Genomic DNA, 19,026 nt, shown 5'->3' with positions numbered 1-19,026 from the left:
TGGAACTTATTGAAAAAACTAATGGCAGGAGTCAGCAATATATCTTCCAAACTTCCGAAGCACGAAACCAGTATTTTTTCTGTGATGTCAAAAATGGCATTTGAACATGATGCTGTCAACCTCTCGCAGGGTTACCCCAATTTTGAAACCGACAGGCAGCTCAAAGAGCTTGTTTATAATGCTATGCTCGATGGGTATAACCAATATGCGCCGCTTGCAGGAATTACGCCACTCCGGGAACAGATTGCCGATAAGATTGAGAGCCTGCACGGCAAAAAATATGATAAAAATACAGAGATCACTGTTACAAATGGTGCTACCCAGGCTTTATTCCTTGCGATTACAGCCTTCGTAAACCACGGCGATGAAGTTATAGTGCTTAAACCGGCTTATGATTCTTACGAACCCGCTATTAAGCTGAATGGTGGTATTCCGGTGCTGGTACAGCTCGAAGGAAAAGGGTATAAGCTCAATGTTGAAGAGATCAAACAGAAGATCAGTCCAAAGACCCGGATGCTCATTATCAACACGCCACACAATCCCAGCGGAAATGTTTTCAGCAAAGAAGAAATGCAACAGCTGGAAGCTCTTTTAGAGGGTACAGATATCATTCTTTTGAGCGATGAGGTCTATGAGCATATCATATTTGATGAAGCTAAACATTACAGCGCTTCGGCTTTTCCTAACCTCTCAAAAAGGGCAATTGTGTGTGCCTCTTTTGGAAAGACTTTTCACAACACCGGCTGGAAGATGGGTTATTGCGTAGCCCCTGAAGAACTTATGGCCGAAATATGGAAGGTAATGGAAGTAAATGTCTTCTGCGTACATCATCCCACCCAGAGAGCATTCGCCGAGTACCTCAAAACACCTCAACATTACCTCGGGCTCAGGGATTTTTATCAGGAGAAAAGGGATAAATTCCTGCACCTCATTAAAGACACGGCTTTTAAAGCTGTTCCTTCAAAAGGGACTTACTTTCAGCTTCTGGATTATTCAGAAATAACAAATGAGCACGACGTGGATTTCTCCCGCAGGCTCATTAAGGAGTTTGGTGTGGCAAGTATCCCGGTTTCAGTTTTTAATAAAGGGAAAGAAGATCACCGGCAGTTGAGGTTCTGCTTTGCCAAGACCGATGACACTCTGGAAAAGGCAGCAGAAATCCTTAAAAAGGTCAAATAGGGATTATTCTTCCTGGTGTTTTCTAAGGCTGTCATTGATATAAGACCGCACAATTTCGGTAGTTACCCCAAAAACAACATGGGCAATTAGCTCATGTGCCTGTGTCTTAAATGGCACTTTTTCGGGGCTCTCGTCAAGGCCCATGAGCGGCAGACTTGTTTCGTGGGTTGACGCCCAGGTGGTAGCCCCTAAAATTGCACCGTCAAGCATGTTCATCTGGTCTTTGTCCCTTTTTCCGTAGCCATAAATGGCACCTACAGTGGCTCCCAGGGGCAGGTTGACCAGTTGTTCTACAATACCTTCATTTTCGAGCTTTATAGGAGAACCTATCAGTTTTGTTGAGAACTTATCCATCACCTTGATCTGGGCCGATCGCTGGTCGATCTTTCGTACCTCCAGGAAGCGTTCTACGCCTGCTTTTACAGCAGTTCCTACAAGTCCGGCCACGAAACCGGCAAGGATTCCGCGGGAGGTGTTCGATGGAAATGAATCTTTTTCAAAAAATGATTGTAAACTCATAGCTTTAATTTTTTCAATTTAAAACTATTCAACTTCGCCCGTCAATGCAACCATTTAACATGCATTTAGCAGGGGAAAATGCATTTTTTATACCTTTACATATGGCAGAAATTTTAAACACCGCACTCCTTCAGGCGAACCTGGAATGGGAGAAAATAGAAGACAATAAAGCCCTTTTTGAAAGGAAAATAAAAGAGCTTCCGCAGGAAACCGATCTTATTATCCTGCCCGAAATGTTCTCTACCGGCTTCTCTATGAATGCCGAAAACCTTGCTGAACCTCACGAAGGCCCTACCTTTAAGTGGATGCAAAAAATGGCTTCAGAAAAAGATGCAGCTGTTACCGGTAGCCTCATCATTTCTGACGGAGGCAATTTCTACAACCGCCTGTATTTTGTTTATCCTGATGGTTCTTCTCAAAAATATGATAAGCGGCATACCTTCACCCTGGCCAAAGAGGACGAAACCTATGCGTCTGGGCGTGAAAGGCTTATTGTTGAATACAAGGGTTGGAAGATTTGTCCGCTGGTGTGCTACGACCTTCGCTTTCCCGTGTGGGCCCGCAATACCGAAGGTTATGACTTGCTTATTTACGTGGCTAACTGGCCTGCAGCCCGGGTTGTAGCATGGGATGCTCTTTTAAAAGCCCGGGCCATTGAAAATATGAGCTACTGCATTGGCCTTAACCGCGTAGGCCGGGATGGGAGCGACCTCAATTACGTGGGGCACTCGGCTGTTTATGATTGCCTCGGAAAACAGATCTCTTCAAACCTGCAGGAAACTGAATTTACCGAGCTCGTAAAGCTCAATAAGCAGGATTTAAAAGACACCCGTTCCCAGCTGAAGTTCTTACAGGACCGCGACCGGTTTACTATTATAGATCTGGAGGAGGAATAATTGCTGCAGGGCTGGCATCAAAGGTATAGTTGTCATCCCAGTTCGCCCTCACGTTTATAGGCTCTGGGTAATACACTACAGTTTCGGGCTGCTTCCTTTTTAAGAAACTTCCTGTATCCCAAATATTATTTTCATTGCGATCGTAGATGAGCCTTAACAGGTAATTCCCGGGTTTAAGGTTGTTGAAGTTGATTACATTATTGCCGGTAGAATACTTTTCGGCGATGACTTCCCCTTTTTCTGTCGTGACCTGCACAATAACCGGAAAAGATTCAACTCCTGTAAGGTTAACAATCACATTTCCACGATCGGCCAGGGCAGGCGTTGAGGCCTGTGCCGTGATGGTGTCGCTCTGCCTTCCGAAGAAATCTGTAAAAGCACCCGGCAGTGCCGTGAGTTGGTATTTTTGTTTTTCTGATTTTTCAAAAGAAAGTCTGTAGACATTATTCCACCTGTCATAAGTTCCTGTGAAGGGCACCGCGATACTGTCGCTCCTGGTAAGGTTTATAAGGGAGTCATTTACCTCATCGAGGGGAACTGTAGGAATTATTTTTAGATCCTCCTGAAAACCGAGCGTCGACTGGGGTTCTACACTAAAAAGCAAGGTGTCCCGTTTTGCCTTTCGCAGCCGGGCAATAACTGTGTCGCTCACCCGTGGGGTTTCCACAAGGAATTTTAACGTGTCGCGTTCTGCAAAAGGTTTGTACCAGTAATGCAGCGTATCGGTCACAGGATCTTTAGTGATCCTGTCTTCAAAATTGGTAGGTACATCAAATGGTGTAATTGAAATACTGTCGGCCACTACTAATCCTGTATATCCAAAAATAAGGTGCTGTTGAGCCTTTACCTGGGGCCTTTCAAATTTTCCTTCAAGTATTTCGGAAAACAGCGTAAGGTCGAATTCTTCATCTGTGGGAATCGTGATGTATTCATCTGCAAATGCCACCTTGTCTGTACGTGGTTCAAAAGTGTAATTGTTGTTCACATCGCGCATAGCCACCAGTTGATAAGTGCCCTGTTTAAGATTGTTTAGCTGAAAAGTGGTTGCACTGTCAAGGGTGTTGGTAACATATCGGGGCACCCGGGTGTAGATCACAGAATCTGAATAAGTAGAATCTACTTCATAAAGCATCACCGAGATAAATGGGTCGGGCGCCCGAAGAATTGCATCCTTCACGCTGCCTCGCAGGGAAAGGGAATCAATATAAGGCCCCGTAGAAAAGGCGTAGGTGAAAAAACTAAGCGGGTTAGACTCATTGTTGTCTGTAATGCTTCTTCCGAAGTTAATAGTATAGGTAGTGCGGGGTTCTAAAGTGTCATTAATTTTTATGCGGATAGATTTGCTGGCCGTTCCCAAAGGAGTGATCTCGGGCCGCGGATCCATTGGCGGCGAAATAATTATTTGTTGCTGCGGGTTTGACAGCTTAATGTATTCATTAAAATGTATCCTTATTTCATCGGAATTAAAACTGGTGGTAAAATTCTCCGGCTTTGCCCTCACATATCTGGGAGGCTCCATATCACGCGGGCCGCCATCGGGCGTACCTCTTTTTGCACAGGCCGCAAAGGCGATAATAATGGTAAGGATGAGCAGGAAGTTTACACCGGCACGTTTCATAAAACGAAATTTGTTACAAAGAAACAATTTATTCTTTTAATCCTGAAGCCGCTAATGCGTAACGGCCATGGTGGCTATGCTAATTCTCACATTGGGAACCTGGAGCAGTTTATGAGCACAGGCCTCAAGAGTGGCACCGGTGGTAACCAGGTCATCTACCAGCAGCACGTGGGCATTTTGAAGGGAAGAAGGGTTTTGTACAACCAGGGTTTCATCTATTGTGCCCCAGCGGGCAATCCTCTTTTTTATGGTTTGTGTTTCTGTGGAGGAGATCTTGAGTAGCAGGTCATCACGATAAGGGATTTCAAGTGATCTGGCAATTTCCCGGCCAAAACCCTCTACCTGGTTAAAGCCTCTTATTTTAAGTTTTTTGCGGTGGAGTGGTACAGGAATGACCATGGTAGTTTGCTGCCATTGCGGTAATTCCTTGAGTTCATTCCCCAGCCATGCACCCAAATAGGGGCCAATTTCTTCATGGCCGCGATACTTCAGGTTGTGAATAAGCTTTTGCACCACACCTTTCTTTTCAAATAACAGGAGGGAAGTGGCATTTTCAACAGGTATCCTTCCGTAGAAAATCTTTTCAACCACATTGTCTTTTTCCAGGTGATGATTGGTCACCGGTAAGCTGTGAAGGCAGGACGTACAGAGGATATACTCATTAGCCCGCAGGCCAGATTCACATCCATAACAGAGTTTGGGATAAAGAAGGTTAAGGAAATCGTGAAACATTTGTTAACAAATTGGTCTTAGCCTGATTAAAACTCCTAAATTTACAAAACTAAACCGTTAAAAATCATTTGTTATGTCAGACCAGAAGAGTAATAATGCCTTAAAGATCCTTACCGGGGTTTTGGCAGTCGCTTTGGTTGCACTGGGTATTTATACCATTAAATTTTATAATGACGAGAAAGAGAACCGGGAATTGTTACAGCAGGAAAAAGCTGTGATAGAAGGAGAGCTTAACGATTTAATTGTGAAATACGATGAGGCAATCGCTGAAAATGAAGGTCTTGATTCTGAGTTAAATGCAGCGAGAAACAGGATATTAGCCCTGCGCGATTCTGTACAGGTTATGGAAGCCAACCTGGCACTTATCTCACGCTACCGTCGTGAAGTGAGCAATCTTAAAGCCGAAAAGGAACAATTGTTTAGAGTGGTAGACAGTTTGAGCAATCAAAACCAGCGGCTTATTACTGAAATTGACAGTACCAATAACATGCTGCTGGAGAGAACAAGAATTTCTGATTCGCTTCAGGTTCAAACTCAGACTATGGCCTCAAAGATAGATAAGGCTGCTCAACTGAAGTTAAGTAACTTGAGAGGGGAAGGTGTTATTGAAAGAAACAGCGGCAGGCTGGTAGAGAATGACCGTACCCGAAGAGTAGATAAGATTAGGACCTGTTTCACCATTACGCCAAACACACTGGCTGCGGCAGGAGATAAAAATATCTATGTGCAGGTGTACAATCCCAATAACGAACTGGTAGGAGATCAAATTGCCGTGCAGCATGACGGCGGCGTGATGGTCTATAGTGCTGCCACTAAAGTCTACTATGAAAATGAAGAACTTGATGTGTGCCTTTTAGCCAATACAAATCCAGATCGCCTAATTGAAGGTGCTTATAAAGTGCTGGTTTATGAAGGTGCTAATTTGATAGGCGCTACAGGATTTAGTCTCAGGTAAAACAAAAAATTAATTAATCCTACCGCCCTGGCTTGAATCGGGGCGGTTTTTTTATTTTTGCTTTATGGCAAAACAAGAAGACCTTTTTAAAAATGTAATATCCCATGCCAAAGAGTATGGGTATATCTTTGCATCATCCGAGATTTATGACGGCCTTAGCGCAGTCTATGACTACGGTCAAAACGGAGCAGAACTAAAAAAAAATATCAGGGAATACTGGTGGAAAAGCATGGTGCAGCTGCACCAGGAAATAGTAGGCATTGATGCCGCTATTCTCATGCATCCTACTACCTGGAAGGCATCAGGCCACGTTGATGCTTTTAATGATCCTCTTATTGACAATAAAGATTCTAAGAAGCGATACCGGGCCGATGTCCTGGTTGAAGATCATGCTGAAAAAATTCTTCAGAAGGCACAAAAGGAGATCGAAAAAGCGCGCAAACGCTTTGGGGAAGCTTTTGATGAAGAGCAATTTGTTAACACGAATGATCGGGTACAGCGGTATTTATCTGAAAGAAAGGAAATCCTGGAACGTCTTGGCCGCTCCCTTACCAATGAAGATCTAAAGGATGTAAAAGCTTTAATTGAAGAGCTGGACATTGCCGATCCTGAAACCGGATCCAGGAACTGGACCGATGTTAGGCAATTCAACCTTATGTTTGGCACCAAACTGGGAGCTTCTTCTGAAACGGCATCAAACCTCTACCTGAGACCTGAAACCGCTCAGGGAATTTTCGTAAACTTTTCTAATGTTCAGAAAACCGGAAGGATGAAAATTCCATTTGGAATTGCACAAACAGGAAAAGCCTTTAGAAATGAAATAGTCGCAAGGCAGTTCATTTTCAGGATGAGGGAATTCGAGCAAATGGAGATGCAGTATTTTGTAAGGCCGGGAGAAGAGCTTAAATGGTACGAGCACTGGAAAGAGGTGCGTCAAAAATGGCATTTTTCACTGGGTCTTGGGGAAGAGAACTATCGCTTCCACGATCATGATAAACTTGCCCATTACGCCAACGCCGCAACAGATATTGAATTTAGTTTTCCATTTGGTTTCAAGGAACTTGAAGGTATACATTCCCGTACAGATTTTGACCTGAAAGCACATGAAGAATTCTCGGGGCGCAAGCTTCGTTTTTACGATCCTGAACTTAAGGAAAATTATGTGCCTTATGTGATAGAAACTTCAATAGGGCTTGACAGGATGTTCCTGGCTGTACTTTCGGCCTCCCTAAAAGAAGAAGAGCTAAAAGATGGCAGTTCACGTACTGTTCTTAAACTACCTGCAATACTTGCCCCCGTCAAGGCAGCTGTGTTGCCACTGGTGAAAAAAGACGGCTTGCCCGAGCTGGCACAGGAGATCATTGAAGACCTGAAGTGGGATTTCAATGTACAATATGATGAAAAAGATGCTATTGGGCGCAGGTACAGGCGGCAGGATGCTTCGGGTACACCGCTGTGTATTACCGTAGATCACGATTCTCTTGAAGATCGCACGGTGACAGTGAGGTACAGAGATAGCATGGAGCAAAAAAGGATTCCTATTGCTGAGATCTCCAAATTGATCTCAGAAGAGACCGACTTTAAACACTGGATGAAAAAGTAGCTTTTTTCCTATCTAAATATGAGTTAAAAAAAAGAGCAATTCTCTCCGAATTGTTCTTTTTTTTGTTTCTGCTCATCCTAAATCATTACATTTATTGGTCAAAGTTTGCTTTATGCTGAAAAATTATTTTTTTCTTTTTCTCGTTCTGTTCCTGGGGTTCCATGTTTCTGCCCAGGAGAAGGAACTATTAGGCCCAATCTCACAGGGAGTGGCAAAACCATCTTTTTCTGCGCCTCTTTCTGCCAAAGAACTAATCCCGGCCATAAGTGAAAGGAAGGAAGTAAACCCGAAGAACCGCACTGCTAACAGGGTGGTGCCGGGAAAAGGATATCCTAAAGGAGCAGACGCCGCTTTGCAGGAAAAGAAGGGAACTATCCCAGTGAAACAGGCAATCCTTTCTTTTGATGCCGCCAATCTTTTTCATACCCCTACAGATCCTACCGGAGCCGCCGGGCCAAACCACTACGTTAATGCTTACAATTCAGGTTTTTCAGTTTTTGACAAGCAGGGGAATGTACTTTTGCCGCCTACCGATATAGCTTCCCTGGGAGGGGAATTTTCAGGAGAAAGGCTGGGAGATCCCATTGTGCTTTATGATCAATTTGCCGATAGGTTCATTATCACGCAATTTGCCGGCTGCCCTTATAATCCTACCCAGGGTTGCCCGAATAAAGTTGATCCCACCAATGCACTGCTCGTGGCTATTTCGAGAGGCCCGGATCCTGTTAATGACGGATGGTACACTTACAGGTTTGCTACAGGTACTTTTCCCGATTATCCAAAATTCTTTGTTTGGAGTGATGGTTATTATGTCACTACAAATCAGGATTTGGATGACCCGGCAATTAGTGAAGTAGTATTTGTGCTGGAAAGGGAGAAAATGATAAGAGGAGAGGCAGCCAGACATGTGGGCTTTCCACTTCCGGGCGTGAGGAACAACGGCTTTTACAGTCCGGCAGCTTTTAATGCAACCGGTAGTGAACCGCCGCCACCGGGAAATATGCCGGTAATTTATTTTCAGGATGATTCCTGGATGGGAATTAATGTAGATCATCTTAAAATCTGGCTGGTCAATGTAGACTGGAATAACATAGGAAATTCAACCATAAGGGAAGCACAGGAAATAACACCTTCGGAAGGCCTCACTCCTTTTAAAAGCACTTTTGACGGGGGAGGCTTTTCCAATTTATCTCAACCTTTTAATAAACCCGAACTTGATGCCTTACAGGGCGCCCTGATGTATCCAACTTCATTCCGAAGGTTTGCCACTCATAATTCTGTAGTCTTTAACTTTGTGGTAGATGTAGATCCCGGCATTGCAGAACATGCAGGGATAAGGTGGTACGAACTTAGGCAGTATGGGGAAAACCAGGCGTGGGAAATATATCAGGAGGGAACTTATGCGCCCGATGATAGCGACCGCTGGTGTGGAAGCATGAATATCGATAAACATGGAAATATTGGAATGGGATTTACTTTAGTGAACGACAGTCCCGAATCGCCCATACTACCCACTTTAAAATTTACAGGAAGATATTTTAACGATCCGCTCAACAAAATGACGCTACAGGAGGTGACCCTTGTGGAAAGTACTTCAGCTAGTGAAAGTAATAGATATGGAGATTATGCCCATACCAGTATTGACCCTGTTGATAATGAAACATTTTGGTACAATGCAGAATATTTTCAGCCAGGCTCGCGTCTAAACAGGGTGGGCGTGTTTAAACTGGCGCCTCAATTTGCAAAAGATGTTGGGATAACTGCAATCACGTCTCCTGTTTCTTCAAGCCTTACCGCTAGCGAAGACCTCACTGTTACCATAAGGAACTTTGGAACTGAAGCCCAATCGAATTTCCCTGTGATTTTCCAGGTGAACGATGACGAGGTGGTAACGGAAACCTTCAGTGGTACCATTCCTTCAACAGAGCAGGCGGAATTTACTTTTTCAGAAAAAATAGACTTTTCCACTTCCGGAGAAACATACGATCTTTTTGTAAGTACAGCGCTGGAAGGGGATATGAACCCCGAAAATGATTCTTTAAAAGTTGAAATTACTAACCTGCCGCCCAATGATATTGGGGTCACACAAATTGTACATCCCGAAACCGGCTCCAACCTTGCCACTGAAAATATTACTGTAGTAATTGAGAATTTTGGAGGAGAAGCACAAACCGGTTTTGAAGTTGGTTATACGGTAAACGGCGGAACTCCAGTGACCGAAATCGTAAGCGAAACGCTGGAAGTAGATTCTCAGCTCACATATTCTTTCAATAATCCGTATGATTTTTCAGCAAACGGAAGGTACACTATAGTAGCGTCTACTTTTCTCGAAAACGACAGTGATACTGCCAACGATGCGACTGTGGAGACCATTGCTCAACTCGATTGTATTCCCCAGGGTTCTTCCTGTGCCTTTGGAGATGGTATTAACAGCTTTTATTTGGAAGAGATCGTCAATGAAAATATCTATTGTGACGACGGTTACAACAACTTTTTGGGTATTTCTACCAGACTGGACATCACCCGGGAAGTGCACCAGGTAGGAGTGGTGTCTAATAGCAGTAATGAATTTTCTATGTGGATAGATTTTAATGACAACGCCGTTTTTGAGCCTGAAGAGCAACTGGTGAGATCTGGTGACATAACTTCCTCTTCGGCTCCTACAGTATTTGAATTCTCACTTCCCGAAAATGCCACTTTGGGAGAGCATATTCTAAGGGCAAGAGCAGGAGACGTTAGCCCTGGTTACGATGGAAATCTTAATGACCCCTGTAATGTGATGCAATATGGTACTACCGAAGATTATACGGTGGTGCTGGTAGATGGGATCAAAGAATCTGAAATACAGCAGGGAGATTTTGTGATCACTTCTTCCGAAGAAGATATGTTCAGCCTCAATTTTACCACGCCATACCAACGCCCGCTGTGGGTAACCGTGCACGATATGTTGGGGCAAAAACTGGTGGAGGCCATGGTGAAAAAAGGTGCCACAGCCTACAGCTATTCTCTTGATATGTCTTACGCTGCATCGGGAGTTTATCTTGTGCGTATGGGAACGCGAGACGAGGGTAAAGTGAAACGCATTATTGTACAGTAGTTAAAAAAGTCTGACTTCATTCTTTCTAAAGGCCCTTTAAAAATGCTATTTTTGACAGCATAAAATGTAAAGAATGAAAATAATTTCCTACAACGTAAACGGAATTAGAGCTGCCATTAAAAAAGGGTTTATTGACTGGCTGGAATCAACTAACGCCGATGTGGTTTGCCTGCAGGAAATAAAGGCTACCCCAGAGCAGTTTGACCATGAACCTTTTGAGAATTTGGGGTACAAGTACAATTCCTGGTATCCGGCTGTAAAAAAAGGCTATAGCGGTGTTGCTATCTTGAGCAAGGAAGAGCCTAAAAATGTGGTTTTTGGCACCGGGATAGATTACATGGATTTTGAAGGTCGCAATGTGAGGGTAGATTTTGATGATGTTTCGGTAATGAGCCTGTATTTGCCATCGGGAACTAATATTGCTCGCCTCGACCATAAACTGCAGTATATGGCCGATTTTCAGAAGTATATTAATGAATTAAAGCAGGAAATTCCGAATCTCGTGATTTGTGGAGATTACAATATTTGTCATGAAGAAATAGATATTCACGATCCTGTACGGCTTAAAAATACCTCCGGATTTTTACCGGTAGAAAGGGAATGGATAGGCAATTTTATAAAGAGTGGGTTTGTAGATTCCTTCAGGCACTTTAATTCTGAACCCGGGCATTACTCGTGGTGGAGCTACCGTGCCGGTGCCCGTGGAAACAACAAAGGATGGAGAATTGACTATAACATGGTGAGCGAACCGCTAAAAGACAGGTTGAAGCGAGCCGTTATTTTACCCGATGCACAACATAGCGACCACTGTCCCGTTCTTCTTGAATTAGATTAAACCAAACCCCTATTTTATGAAAAAAAATCTCTTATTCGCTCTTTTGAGCAGCTCGGTTTTACTTTCTTCCTGTGTTTCTTCAAAAGTGTACAAAGACCTTGAAGACAGGCATGCGCAATTACAGGAAGATAACAGTGAACTTTCCAGGGAATTTGATGATCTGGAAGCCCGGTTCCGCCAAAACGAAAATGATCTTGCAGCTTTACAGGCACAATATGAACAAACTAAAGCTGAAAGAGACAGGTTACAGGAGGAGTACAATAGTACCAAAACAAGCTATGAGAAACTTAAAGCCTCTTATGATGCTCTTGAAGCAAACAGCTCTTCGGCCCTCGCAGAAAACTCCCGAAGAAATCGTGAGCTTTTAGCCGAGCTTGATGCTAAAGAAGAAGCTTTGCTTCAGGAAAAGAACAGGTTAGAAAAACTGCAGAAAGATCTTGCGGCCCGCTCTAAGCGTGTGGATGAACTGGAGAGTATGATCGCTGCAAAAGACGCCAAAATGAATGCTCTCAAAAATGCCATTTCCAAGGCGCTTGTGAATTTTGAAGGGAAAGGCCTTACCGTAGAGCAGAGAGATGGGAAAGTATATGTTTCTATGGAAAATAAACTCCTGTTCAACTCCGGTAGCTGGGCCGTGGGAGCAGAGGGAAGAAAGGCGGTACAACAACTGGCTTCTGTACTGGCTGAAAATCCCGATATCGCTGTTCTTATCGAAGGGCACACAGATAATGTTCCTTACAAAGGGAGTGGCCAGCTTACCAATAACTGGGACCTTTCTACAAAACGTGCTACGGCTATAGTTGAGCTTTTACTGGAGAATTCAGGGATCAATGCTGAAAACCTTACCGCTGCCGGAAGGGGAGAATACGCGCCTGTAGCTTCAAATGACACTGCCGAAGGCCGTGCAAAGAACCGCAGGATTGAGGTGATCCTCACTCCGAAGCTTGATGAAATTAACAGGCTGCTCCAGGAGCCGGAATTCGAATAATTAAACTTTTTACAATGGTGACGCCAGGCTTTTATGGATGAAGAAATTTTCATCTTTAAGCCTGGTGTGATACCAGTCGGTCGTTTCCCCAAGAAACTGTAGTGTGTCATTTGTGTTGGCGCGGCTGCCAATTTCAGCTTTAGTTGAAGGCCCTTTTCTCAGGTTAGCCGTACCGGTTGCCCGCAGGAATGTCTTATTAAACTTCGGAATAAATTCGTTGGGAGGCGAGGGTTTAAAAACGTAGGGTAATGGATCCTGTGCGCCTCTATAGCCTTTATAAATGCCGAAATGCAGGTGCGGCGGAGTGGTGCGTGCATTGCCGTATTACCTACTAGACCCAGGGTGTCACCCACTTTTACCCGCATTCCGGGACGGGCAATAATGCTGTCCAAATGTGCATAATACAGGGAATTTCCCCGCTTGGTATCGCGCAGCCAGACTTGTTTTCCGCCCAGGCCTTTGTTCCCGGTTGAAGATACTCTGCCCGAAGTGGCTGCAACCACAGGCGTACCCCTGGGGGCAAAAATGTCAATTCCTTCATGGCTTCTTCGGCCTCCGTCTCTCGTGGCGCCCCACATACTCTGTACTGCGGTGTTGCCTCTATTGGCTACCGGAAAGGAATAAACAGGCTCTGTAAATATCTTTATTGAAAATGCTGAAGTGGAATTGATTTCAGGCTGAAGCAGGATCTTATATATTCCGGGTTGTTCTGTTTCAAACTGAATTTCAGTGTCTCCAAAATCGGCCGATTTCACGTGCTCGTAACTCGCTACCGAATCTGTTTTCTGCCGGTATAGATCTATAAAGACAAGTGGGTTCAGGGAATCTGTTTGTACCTGTGTGCGCAGCTGCTCTCCTGGATTCAGGGAAATATTGTAGGTGTAGATTTGATTTTTCGGGGCTGTAAACTTGCCTGCTTCAAAATAAGGGGGCGTAACAGTTATACTGTCAAAAAGGGCATTTTCGAAAGTCTTTTTCCACTGGCCATAGGCCGCCGGGTCACTGTCAAAATCCCGCTCATACTGTTCTCTTGCTGTTGGTGTGGTAAATAAATCCCTGGCTTTGTTCATTTTTGAACAGGAGATTACCAGGGAAAATAAAGCCAGTAGCGCTGTAAAATGTGTTACAAAGTTCCTCACGCCCTTAAAATGCAGAAACTGTGCCATGCAAAAGTCTAAAGAGCCGGGGTGAAAATGCCATTTTTGACACCTTAGGTTTTCAGAAGAAAAGCTTCATGATCTTATTTGTCTGCCGGTCGTTCCCCACCATGTAGGGATGACTTCCGGTAACTTCAAACTTATTTTTCAGGTAGAAATTGAGGCCACGATGGTTATGCTCCCAAACTCCCAGCCATAAATACCTCATTTTTCGCTGAATGGCCATTTCTATCACGTTATCCAGGATCTTCTGTCCTATTTTTTGATTCTGAAACTCCTTCCTGATATAAATCCGCTCCAGTTCCATAGCGTCTTCGTCTTTAAATTCGGTTTGAGCGTCACCTAAATTGATCTTGAAGTAACCCGCGGTTTCGCCCTCCAGTTATACAAAGTAAAACTCTGAAAGCGGGTTGTGTAGTTCGGTTTTGAGCTGCTCTTCGTTAAAAGCACTATCGAGATAGGCCTGGAGATCTTCAGCATTGTTCTGGTCTCCAAAGGCATCGGTAAAGGTGCTTCGGCTTAACGCTTTTAGCTCCTGAAGATGTGCTGAAGAAAGCTTCTCAAAAATGACATTTTTGGGTGGCATAGTTAAGTTTTTCAGCAAAAGATAAGACTTTTTTATCCGAAGAGAAAGCTCACAACATCTTCCACTTTTGAAGCTTTTTGAATTTTTATTCCGAAGTTATTCTTCGGAAATTTATTTTGGGAAGAAACCACGATACTGCTGAAGCCCAGTTTTTCGGCTTCAAGAATGCGTTGCTCGACCCTGGTTACCGGCCTAACTTCGCCTGCCAGACCAATTTCGGCTGCAAAACTGATGTCTTTGGGCACGGCAATATCTTCGTTTGAAGAGAGAATTGCGGCAACTACAGCTAGATCGAGTGCAGGGTCATCAACTGAAATTCCGCCGGTAATATTCAGGAAGACGTCTTTAGCACCCAGCCTGAAACCTGCCCTTTTCTCGAGAACCGCCAGCAACATATTGAGCCGCTTGGCATTGTAGCCTGTCGCTGAACGTTGCGGAGTGCCATAAACCGCCGAACTCACCAGCGCCTGCACTTCTATCATCAAAGGCCGCATGCCTTCAAGAGTGGCAGCAATAGCGGTGCCGCTCAGGTCTTCTTCATTTTTGGAAATAAGGATTTCAGAAGGATTACTCACTTCCCTAAGACCATTCCCCTGCATTTCATAAATTCCCAGTTCATTGGTGGAGCCAAAACGGTTTTTATGCGCTCTTAAAATCCTGTAAACGTGATTGCGATCGCCTTCAAACTGTAGCACCGTGTCAACCATGTGCTCAAGGACTTTTGGCCCCGCAATGCTTCCTTCTTTGGTGATATGGCCAATAAGAATAACCGGTGTAGCCGTTTCTTTCGCAAATTTTATAAGCTCGGCAGTGCATTCGCGAATTTGGGAAATGCTACCGGGGCCGCTTTCAATGTAATCGGTTTGAAGGGTTTGAATGGAATCAATGATGACGATTTCGGGCTGCAGCTTTTCTATTTGCTGAAAAATGTTTTGGGTCTTTGTTTCTGTAAGAATGAAGCAGTTGTCGGAATCTGGGTTGATACGTTGCGCCCGAAGCTTAATTTGCTGCTGACTCTCTTCGCCAGAAACGTACAGGGTTTTGTAAGATAAATTAAGGGAGATTTGAAGCAGCAGCGTACTTTTTCCTATTCCGGGTTCCCCGCCCAAAAGGGTAAGAGATCCGGGAACTATGCCGCCGCCCAGCACCCTGTCCAGTTCCTGATTATTGGTTTTGAGCCGCTCTTCTTTAGATACCTCAATTTCAGAAATCCGCAGCGGTTTTGCTATTTTTCGAACCCCCGGGGCAGCTTCACTACTCCAGGATTTTTTTTCGGTTTTTTGTACTACTTCTTCAACCAGTGTATTCCACTCGCGACAGGAATTGCACTGGCCCTGCCACTTGCTGTGTTGTGCGCCACAGTTTTGGCAGTAATACAGGGTCTTCGATTTAGCCATTGATGAGTTGCTTCAAATGAGCTGCTAATAACCGAAATCTTGTTTAATTAGGTCGGCTTTTTTCAGCATAAAATCAACCGTAATAAAGGCTACTTCTTCTTTCCCATAAGCACTTTGGTAAGTTTTCATAGCTTTTTTAGGTCGCCCATTGGCCTCATAAGATCGGGCGAGGTAATAATTGGCCAGCGCCATGTTAGGATATTGTTTTTGGGCGAGTTCACCGAGTTTTTCCAGTTCATCCCACTGCTCACGGTACTCTAAAGCCTTACCAATAGCGAGATAATCATTTATTCTTACGGGTTTTTGAATACCAAAATTTCCTTCAATGAGGCTGTATTTTTCAAGGAGATATTCGAAAGCTGAACCTTCAAGGGCGATCACCTTATCGTAGTCTTCAAGGCTTATAGGTTTATATGTTTGAAAAATGTGCTCCAGGGCCCGTGGTATCGCATTTGCAATTAATGTGTAATGATTGGCAGCTTCAAAACTCTCAAAATCGTAATGCAGATTCTTATTTTCTATCACAGCCAGTTGTTGATCAAAGGCGGTCACCTGTTTTTTGAGGTCGGGGACGTCATTGGAGCCTGTTGCGAGGTAGTACCAGCAAGGCGCTTCGGCTTTTGAAAGAGATTGTGCGATCCTGTTGCTCATTTCGGGAGCCAAATCAGGGCTTAAATTGATGTAAGCCTTGAAGAGTGGATTTGGTTTGAAGAGGTAGTAGTTGATGAAATTTGAAGTAATGTCGTGTCCTGCAATTGCCGTAAACCTCGAAGTACGGTAGTTGTTGTCAATAAAAGGGAGCAGTTCCATACCCAAAAATTCAAAGAACTGGGCGCCTTTTTTCTCGGGAAGAAAATTCTTGGGGTCATAGGAGCAGTCATCATGCCTGCTGCGCACCTGGTTTACGCCTACTACGATGGTTTCGGGAATTTCATCCCAGTAAGAATAGTAATCGACGTTCCCTGCCATAGGTTCGAAAAGATAGTCTCCGTCAAGAACTATGATCACCGGGTAAATTTTATCGGTATTCTGGTCGTAATTGCGGGGTAACTGAATTTTAAGTTCCCTTTGTTCTCCAAGTTTTGAAGAATTAATGGTCTTGTAAATGGTTTGTGAAAAACTTAACTGGACTATTAAAAACAGGCAGGCTAAAATGTATAATTTCTTCATATGCAGTAGGTTTGTTTCCTAAGGCAATATAAAATTTTATTTCTTCTGATTGTAAATTGGAAGAAATAAGAAGGAAAGTCCGCCGAGAATAACTACCATAAGGGTTTGTGATCCCCACATGATCCATCCAAAGGCTTCCCCGGCCTGTTGATTGATCCCAAAAAGAAGCAGGACAGCACCCATTGCTATGGGATAAACCCCTATTCCTCCATTAGTTGTGGTAATAGCAAAGGAGCCGGCAATAAAGGCAGCCATGAAGCCTGCCAGAGACAGCGAATTAGTTTCTGGAATAGCATATTTGATGACGTAGAACATCAACAGGTACATGGTCCAGATAAAAAGGGTGTGAAGAAGGAATTTTTTTTTCTTTTTCATCCTAACAATACTGCGCATTCCTTCAAGTAATCCCCGTGCAAAATCTCTTATTTTGATCATTAAAGGGTGATTAGAGCGCCGCACCAGGTTGAGAAAAAAGACACCAATAATGATAAGCACAAGCAGTATCCCCATAGAGAGGAAAGGGTTGATGTTGTTGTTTTCGAAATAATTGATAAGGTTTTCGGTTTGAATGAGGAAGCCGAAGGTGGTGATGAGCAGCACCATTGCCAAATCGGCTATTCTTTCTGAAACTATGGTTCCAAAAGCTTTATCAAAAGGAACATTTTCATAGGTAGAAATAGTTGCCCCACGCAATACTTCACCAGATCTTGGTACACCCAGATTTGCGAGATAACCTCCCATTACAGCCATAAAACTGTTGGCCAGCCGGGGCTTGTATCCTAAAGGTTCCAGAAGATACTTCCAGCGATAGGCACGGGAAAGGTGAGATAGTATTCCGCAGAAAACACTTAAAAAAACCCATTTTAGGTCGGCAAGGAGAATGTTGTTCCATAGTTCCTGCCGCTCCAGGGGAGTTGCGCTGCTAAGGGAATACCATATCAAAAAGATACCCAGTAACAGGGGAAGAAAAGTTTTCGATAACCTGAAAATTTTTTTCTTCAAGAGTTAATTGAGGAGATTGGTTTCTTCGTTAGGGAATACGAGAGAGGGCTTAAAACTTTTAGCTTCTTCAATATCCATAATAGCATAGGTGATAAGAATAAGGATATCTCCTTTTGCTACTTTGCGGGCCGCAGCACCGTTAAGGGTGATCTCGCCACTGTTACGGGGCCCCGGAATTGCATAGGTTTCAAGTCTTTCACCGTTGTTATTGTTAACGATTTGCACTTTTTCACCTTCAATGATATTGGCTGCGTCCATAAGATCTTCATCAATAGTAATACTGCCAATGTAGTTAAGATCTGCACCGGTTACTTTTACGCGATGAATTTTTGATTTTACAACGTGGATTTGCATACTGCTAATTTAAAGCTATATTATCAATTAACCTGATGTCGCCAGAATAGGCGGCAATAAAGGCGCGATACTTCTTTGTCATATCTTCTTCCTGTACACTCAACAGGTTGTCTGCATTGGCTATTTCAAAATATTCCAGAAGCAGGTCGGGTTGAGATTCGAACTGGTTAGACACCCAGGTGGTAATCTCTTTAGCACTTTTTGTGCCAAAATCCTCCTTCACTTTTTGCAGAATCTCGTAAATGAATGCAGCCTTTTGTCGTTCTCCGGCGCTTAACCTTTCATTGCGGGAACTTCGGGCCAATCCGTTCTTTTCCCGGTAGATAGGGCAGCCTATCACTTCAACATTCAATCCCTGTTTTTCTACCAGTTTCTTTATAATTTGTAATTGCTGGTAGTCTTTTTCTCCAAAAAAGGCTTTATCGGGCTCTACCATTTCAAATAACCTTTTAACGATGGTTCCTACCCCGTTAAAATGGCCACTCCTGTACTTTCCTTCCATTTGATATTCCAGCCCGTCAAAGGAAAATTCTTCCGAAGAAATGCTGTCGCCATACATTTCGGATGCTGTGGGGGAAAAGACAATTACATCATCGCTCAACTGTTTTATGAGCTCCACATCCTTCTCGAGTGTGCGCGGATATTTTTGAAGATCCTCGGGGTTATTAAATTGCGTGGGATTGACAAAAATACTTACAACTACCTTATCACAAGTAGAAAGGGCCTGTTCAATTAGAGAGAGGTGACCCTCGTGTAATGCTCCCATGGTGGGAACAAAACCTATACTGTGCCGGTCATTTTTTAAGGCTCTAACCAGCTTCCTGAGAGCTTCCTTCTCCTTTAAAATCTGCATCTTATTCCAAAATTAAGGGCCTGCAAACTTAATATAATACTGGCAATCTGCATAAAATTTTGTATTTTTGCGTGTTTTTATTTTA

At 43.7% G+C, this 19,026-nt stretch carries 19 protein-coding genes; 7 read left to right on the top strand and 12 right to left on the bottom strand.

The window, feature by feature from the left end; genetic code table 11:
* Positions 1–21: 21 nt before the first annotated feature.
* Positions 22–1,179 carry a methionine aminotransferase gene (locus OQ279_RS11335; protein WP_266070035.1) on the top strand — a complete coding sequence of 386 codons (1,158 nt, stop codon included), beginning with the start codon at positions 22–24 and terminating at the stop codon, positions 1,177–1,179.
* A 3-nt stretch (positions 1,180–1,182) separates the two neighbouring features.
* Here OQ279_RS11335 and OQ279_RS11330 read toward each other — a convergent pair whose 3' ends face one another.
* Entirely contained in the window at positions 1,183–1,698 is a 516-nt protein-coding gene (locus OQ279_RS11330) for a DUF1440 domain-containing protein (RefSeq protein ID WP_266070034.1), read from the bottom strand.
* Positions 1,699–1,799: 101 nt separating this feature from the next.
* Here OQ279_RS11330 and OQ279_RS11325 point away from each other — a divergent pair, with 101 nt between their 5' ends.
* Positions 1,800–2,594, top strand: coding sequence for an amidohydrolase (locus OQ279_RS11325; RefSeq protein WP_266070033.1), 795 nt, complete (start codon positions 1,800–1,802; stop codon positions 2,592–2,594).
* Here OQ279_RS11325 and OQ279_RS11320 read toward each other — a convergent pair.
* Both OQ279_RS11320 and OQ279_RS11315 read right to left on the bottom strand, forming a co-directional pair.
* Complete coding sequence (locus OQ279_RS11320) at positions 2,572–4,212, bottom strand: Ig-like domain-containing protein (RefSeq protein ID WP_266070032.1); 1,641 nt, start codon at positions 4,210–4,212, stop codon at positions 2,572–2,574. The genes OQ279_RS11325 and OQ279_RS11320 overlap by 23 nt on opposite strands.
* A gap of 51 nt (positions 4,213–4,263) precedes the next feature.
* Positions 4,264–4,944 (bottom strand): ComF family protein, encoded by a 681-nt coding sequence (locus OQ279_RS11315; protein ID WP_266070031.1) that lies wholly within the window; start codon positions 4,942–4,944, stop codon positions 4,264–4,266.
* 73 nt (positions 4,945–5,017) lie between these two features.
* Here OQ279_RS11315 and OQ279_RS11310 point away from each other — a divergent pair, with 73 nt between their 5' ends.
* The 5 genes from OQ279_RS11310 to OQ279_RS11290 all read left to right on the top strand — a co-directional run bounded on the left by OQ279_RS11310 (position 5,018) and on the right by OQ279_RS11290 (position 12,422).
* Entirely contained in the window at positions 5,018–5,899 is an 882-nt protein-coding gene (locus tag OQ279_RS11310; protein ID WP_266070030.1) for a DUF8428 domain-containing protein, read from the top strand.
* A 64-nt stretch (positions 5,900–5,963) separates the two neighbouring features.
* Positions 5,964–7,502 (top strand): glycine--tRNA ligase, encoded by a 1,539-nt coding sequence (locus tag OQ279_RS11305; protein WP_266070029.1) that lies wholly within the window; start codon positions 5,964–5,966, stop codon positions 7,500–7,502.
* A gap of 112 nt (positions 7,503–7,614) precedes the next feature.
* Positions 7,615–10,599: a T9SS type A sorting domain-containing protein gene (locus OQ279_RS11300; protein ID WP_266070028.1), complete on the top strand. Its 2,985-nt coding sequence runs from the start codon at positions 7,615–7,617 to the stop codon at positions 10,597–10,599.
* A gap of 73 nt (positions 10,600–10,672) precedes the next feature.
* Positions 10,673–11,434 carry an exodeoxyribonuclease III gene (locus OQ279_RS11295; RefSeq protein WP_266070027.1) on the top strand — a complete coding sequence of 254 codons (762 nt, stop codon included), beginning with the start codon at positions 10,673–10,675 and terminating at the stop codon, positions 11,432–11,434.
* A gap of 16 nt (positions 11,435–11,450) precedes the next feature.
* Positions 11,451–12,422: an OmpA/MotB family protein gene (locus tag OQ279_RS11290; RefSeq protein WP_266070025.1), complete on the top strand. Its 972-nt coding sequence runs from the start codon at positions 11,451–11,453 to the stop codon at positions 12,420–12,422.
* 9 nt (positions 12,423–12,431) lie between these two features.
* Here the strand turns inward: OQ279_RS11290 and OQ279_RS11285 are convergent, their stop codons facing one another.
* From OQ279_RS11285 to panC, 9 genes are read right to left on the bottom strand one after another with little or no spacing between them, the layout of a single operon-like run.
* A complete protein-coding gene (locus OQ279_RS11285) occupies positions 12,432–12,554 on the bottom strand; it encodes a hypothetical protein (protein WP_266070095.1) in 123 nt (40 codons plus the stop codon).
* A gap of 26 nt (positions 12,555–12,580) precedes the next feature.
* Positions 12,581–13,588: a M23 family metallopeptidase gene (locus OQ279_RS11280; protein ID WP_266070024.1), complete on the bottom strand. Its 1,008-nt coding sequence runs from the start codon at positions 13,586–13,588 to the stop codon at positions 12,581–12,583.
* Positions 13,589–13,640: 52 nt separating this feature from the next.
* Positions 13,641–13,961 (bottom strand): GNAT family N-acetyltransferase, encoded by a 321-nt coding sequence (locus OQ279_RS11275; RefSeq protein WP_266070093.1) that lies wholly within the window; start codon positions 13,959–13,961, stop codon positions 13,641–13,643.
* A complete protein-coding gene (locus OQ279_RS11270; protein WP_266070023.1) occupies positions 13,962–14,165 on the bottom strand; it encodes a hypothetical protein in 204 nt (67 codons plus the stop codon). It abuts the gene before it with no gap.
* Between the two features lie 32 nt (positions 14,166–14,197).
* Complete coding sequence (gene radA / locus OQ279_RS11265) at positions 14,198–15,562, bottom strand: DNA repair protein RadA (protein ID WP_266070022.1); 1,365 nt, start codon at positions 15,560–15,562, stop codon at positions 14,198–14,200.
* Between the two features lie 24 nt (positions 15,563–15,586).
* The gene (locus OQ279_RS11260) at positions 15,587–16,732 is read right to left on the bottom strand and encodes an alpha/beta hydrolase-fold protein (protein WP_266070021.1); all 1,146 of its coding nucleotides are present in this window, start codon (positions 16,730–16,732) and stop codon (positions 15,587–15,589) included.
* Positions 16,733–16,768: 36 nt separating this feature from the next.
* Positions 16,769–17,734, bottom strand: coding sequence for a lysylphosphatidylglycerol synthase transmembrane domain-containing protein (locus OQ279_RS11255; protein ID WP_266070020.1), 966 nt, complete (start codon positions 17,732–17,734; stop codon positions 16,769–16,771).
* Positions 17,735–17,737: 3 nt separating this feature from the next.
* Positions 17,738–18,088: an aspartate 1-decarboxylase gene (gene panD, locus OQ279_RS11250; RefSeq protein ID WP_266070019.1), complete on the bottom strand. Its 351-nt coding sequence runs from the start codon at positions 18,086–18,088 to the stop codon at positions 17,738–17,740.
* 4 nt (positions 18,089–18,092) lie between these two features.
* Positions 18,093–18,941 carry a pantoate--beta-alanine ligase gene (gene panC, locus OQ279_RS11245; protein ID WP_266070018.1) on the bottom strand — a complete coding sequence of 283 codons (849 nt, stop codon included), beginning with the start codon at positions 18,939–18,941 and terminating at the stop codon, positions 18,093–18,095.
* Between the last annotated feature and the right edge of the window lie 85 nt (positions 18,942–19,026).

This window comes from Salinimicrobium profundisediminis (assembly GCF_026241755.1).
GTDB lineage: Bacteria > Bacteroidota > Bacteroidia > Flavobacteriales > Flavobacteriaceae > Salinimicrobium > Salinimicrobium profundisediminis.
Note: the sequence above shows the minus strand (reverse complement) of the source record. Positions and strands in the feature narration are given on the sequence as shown.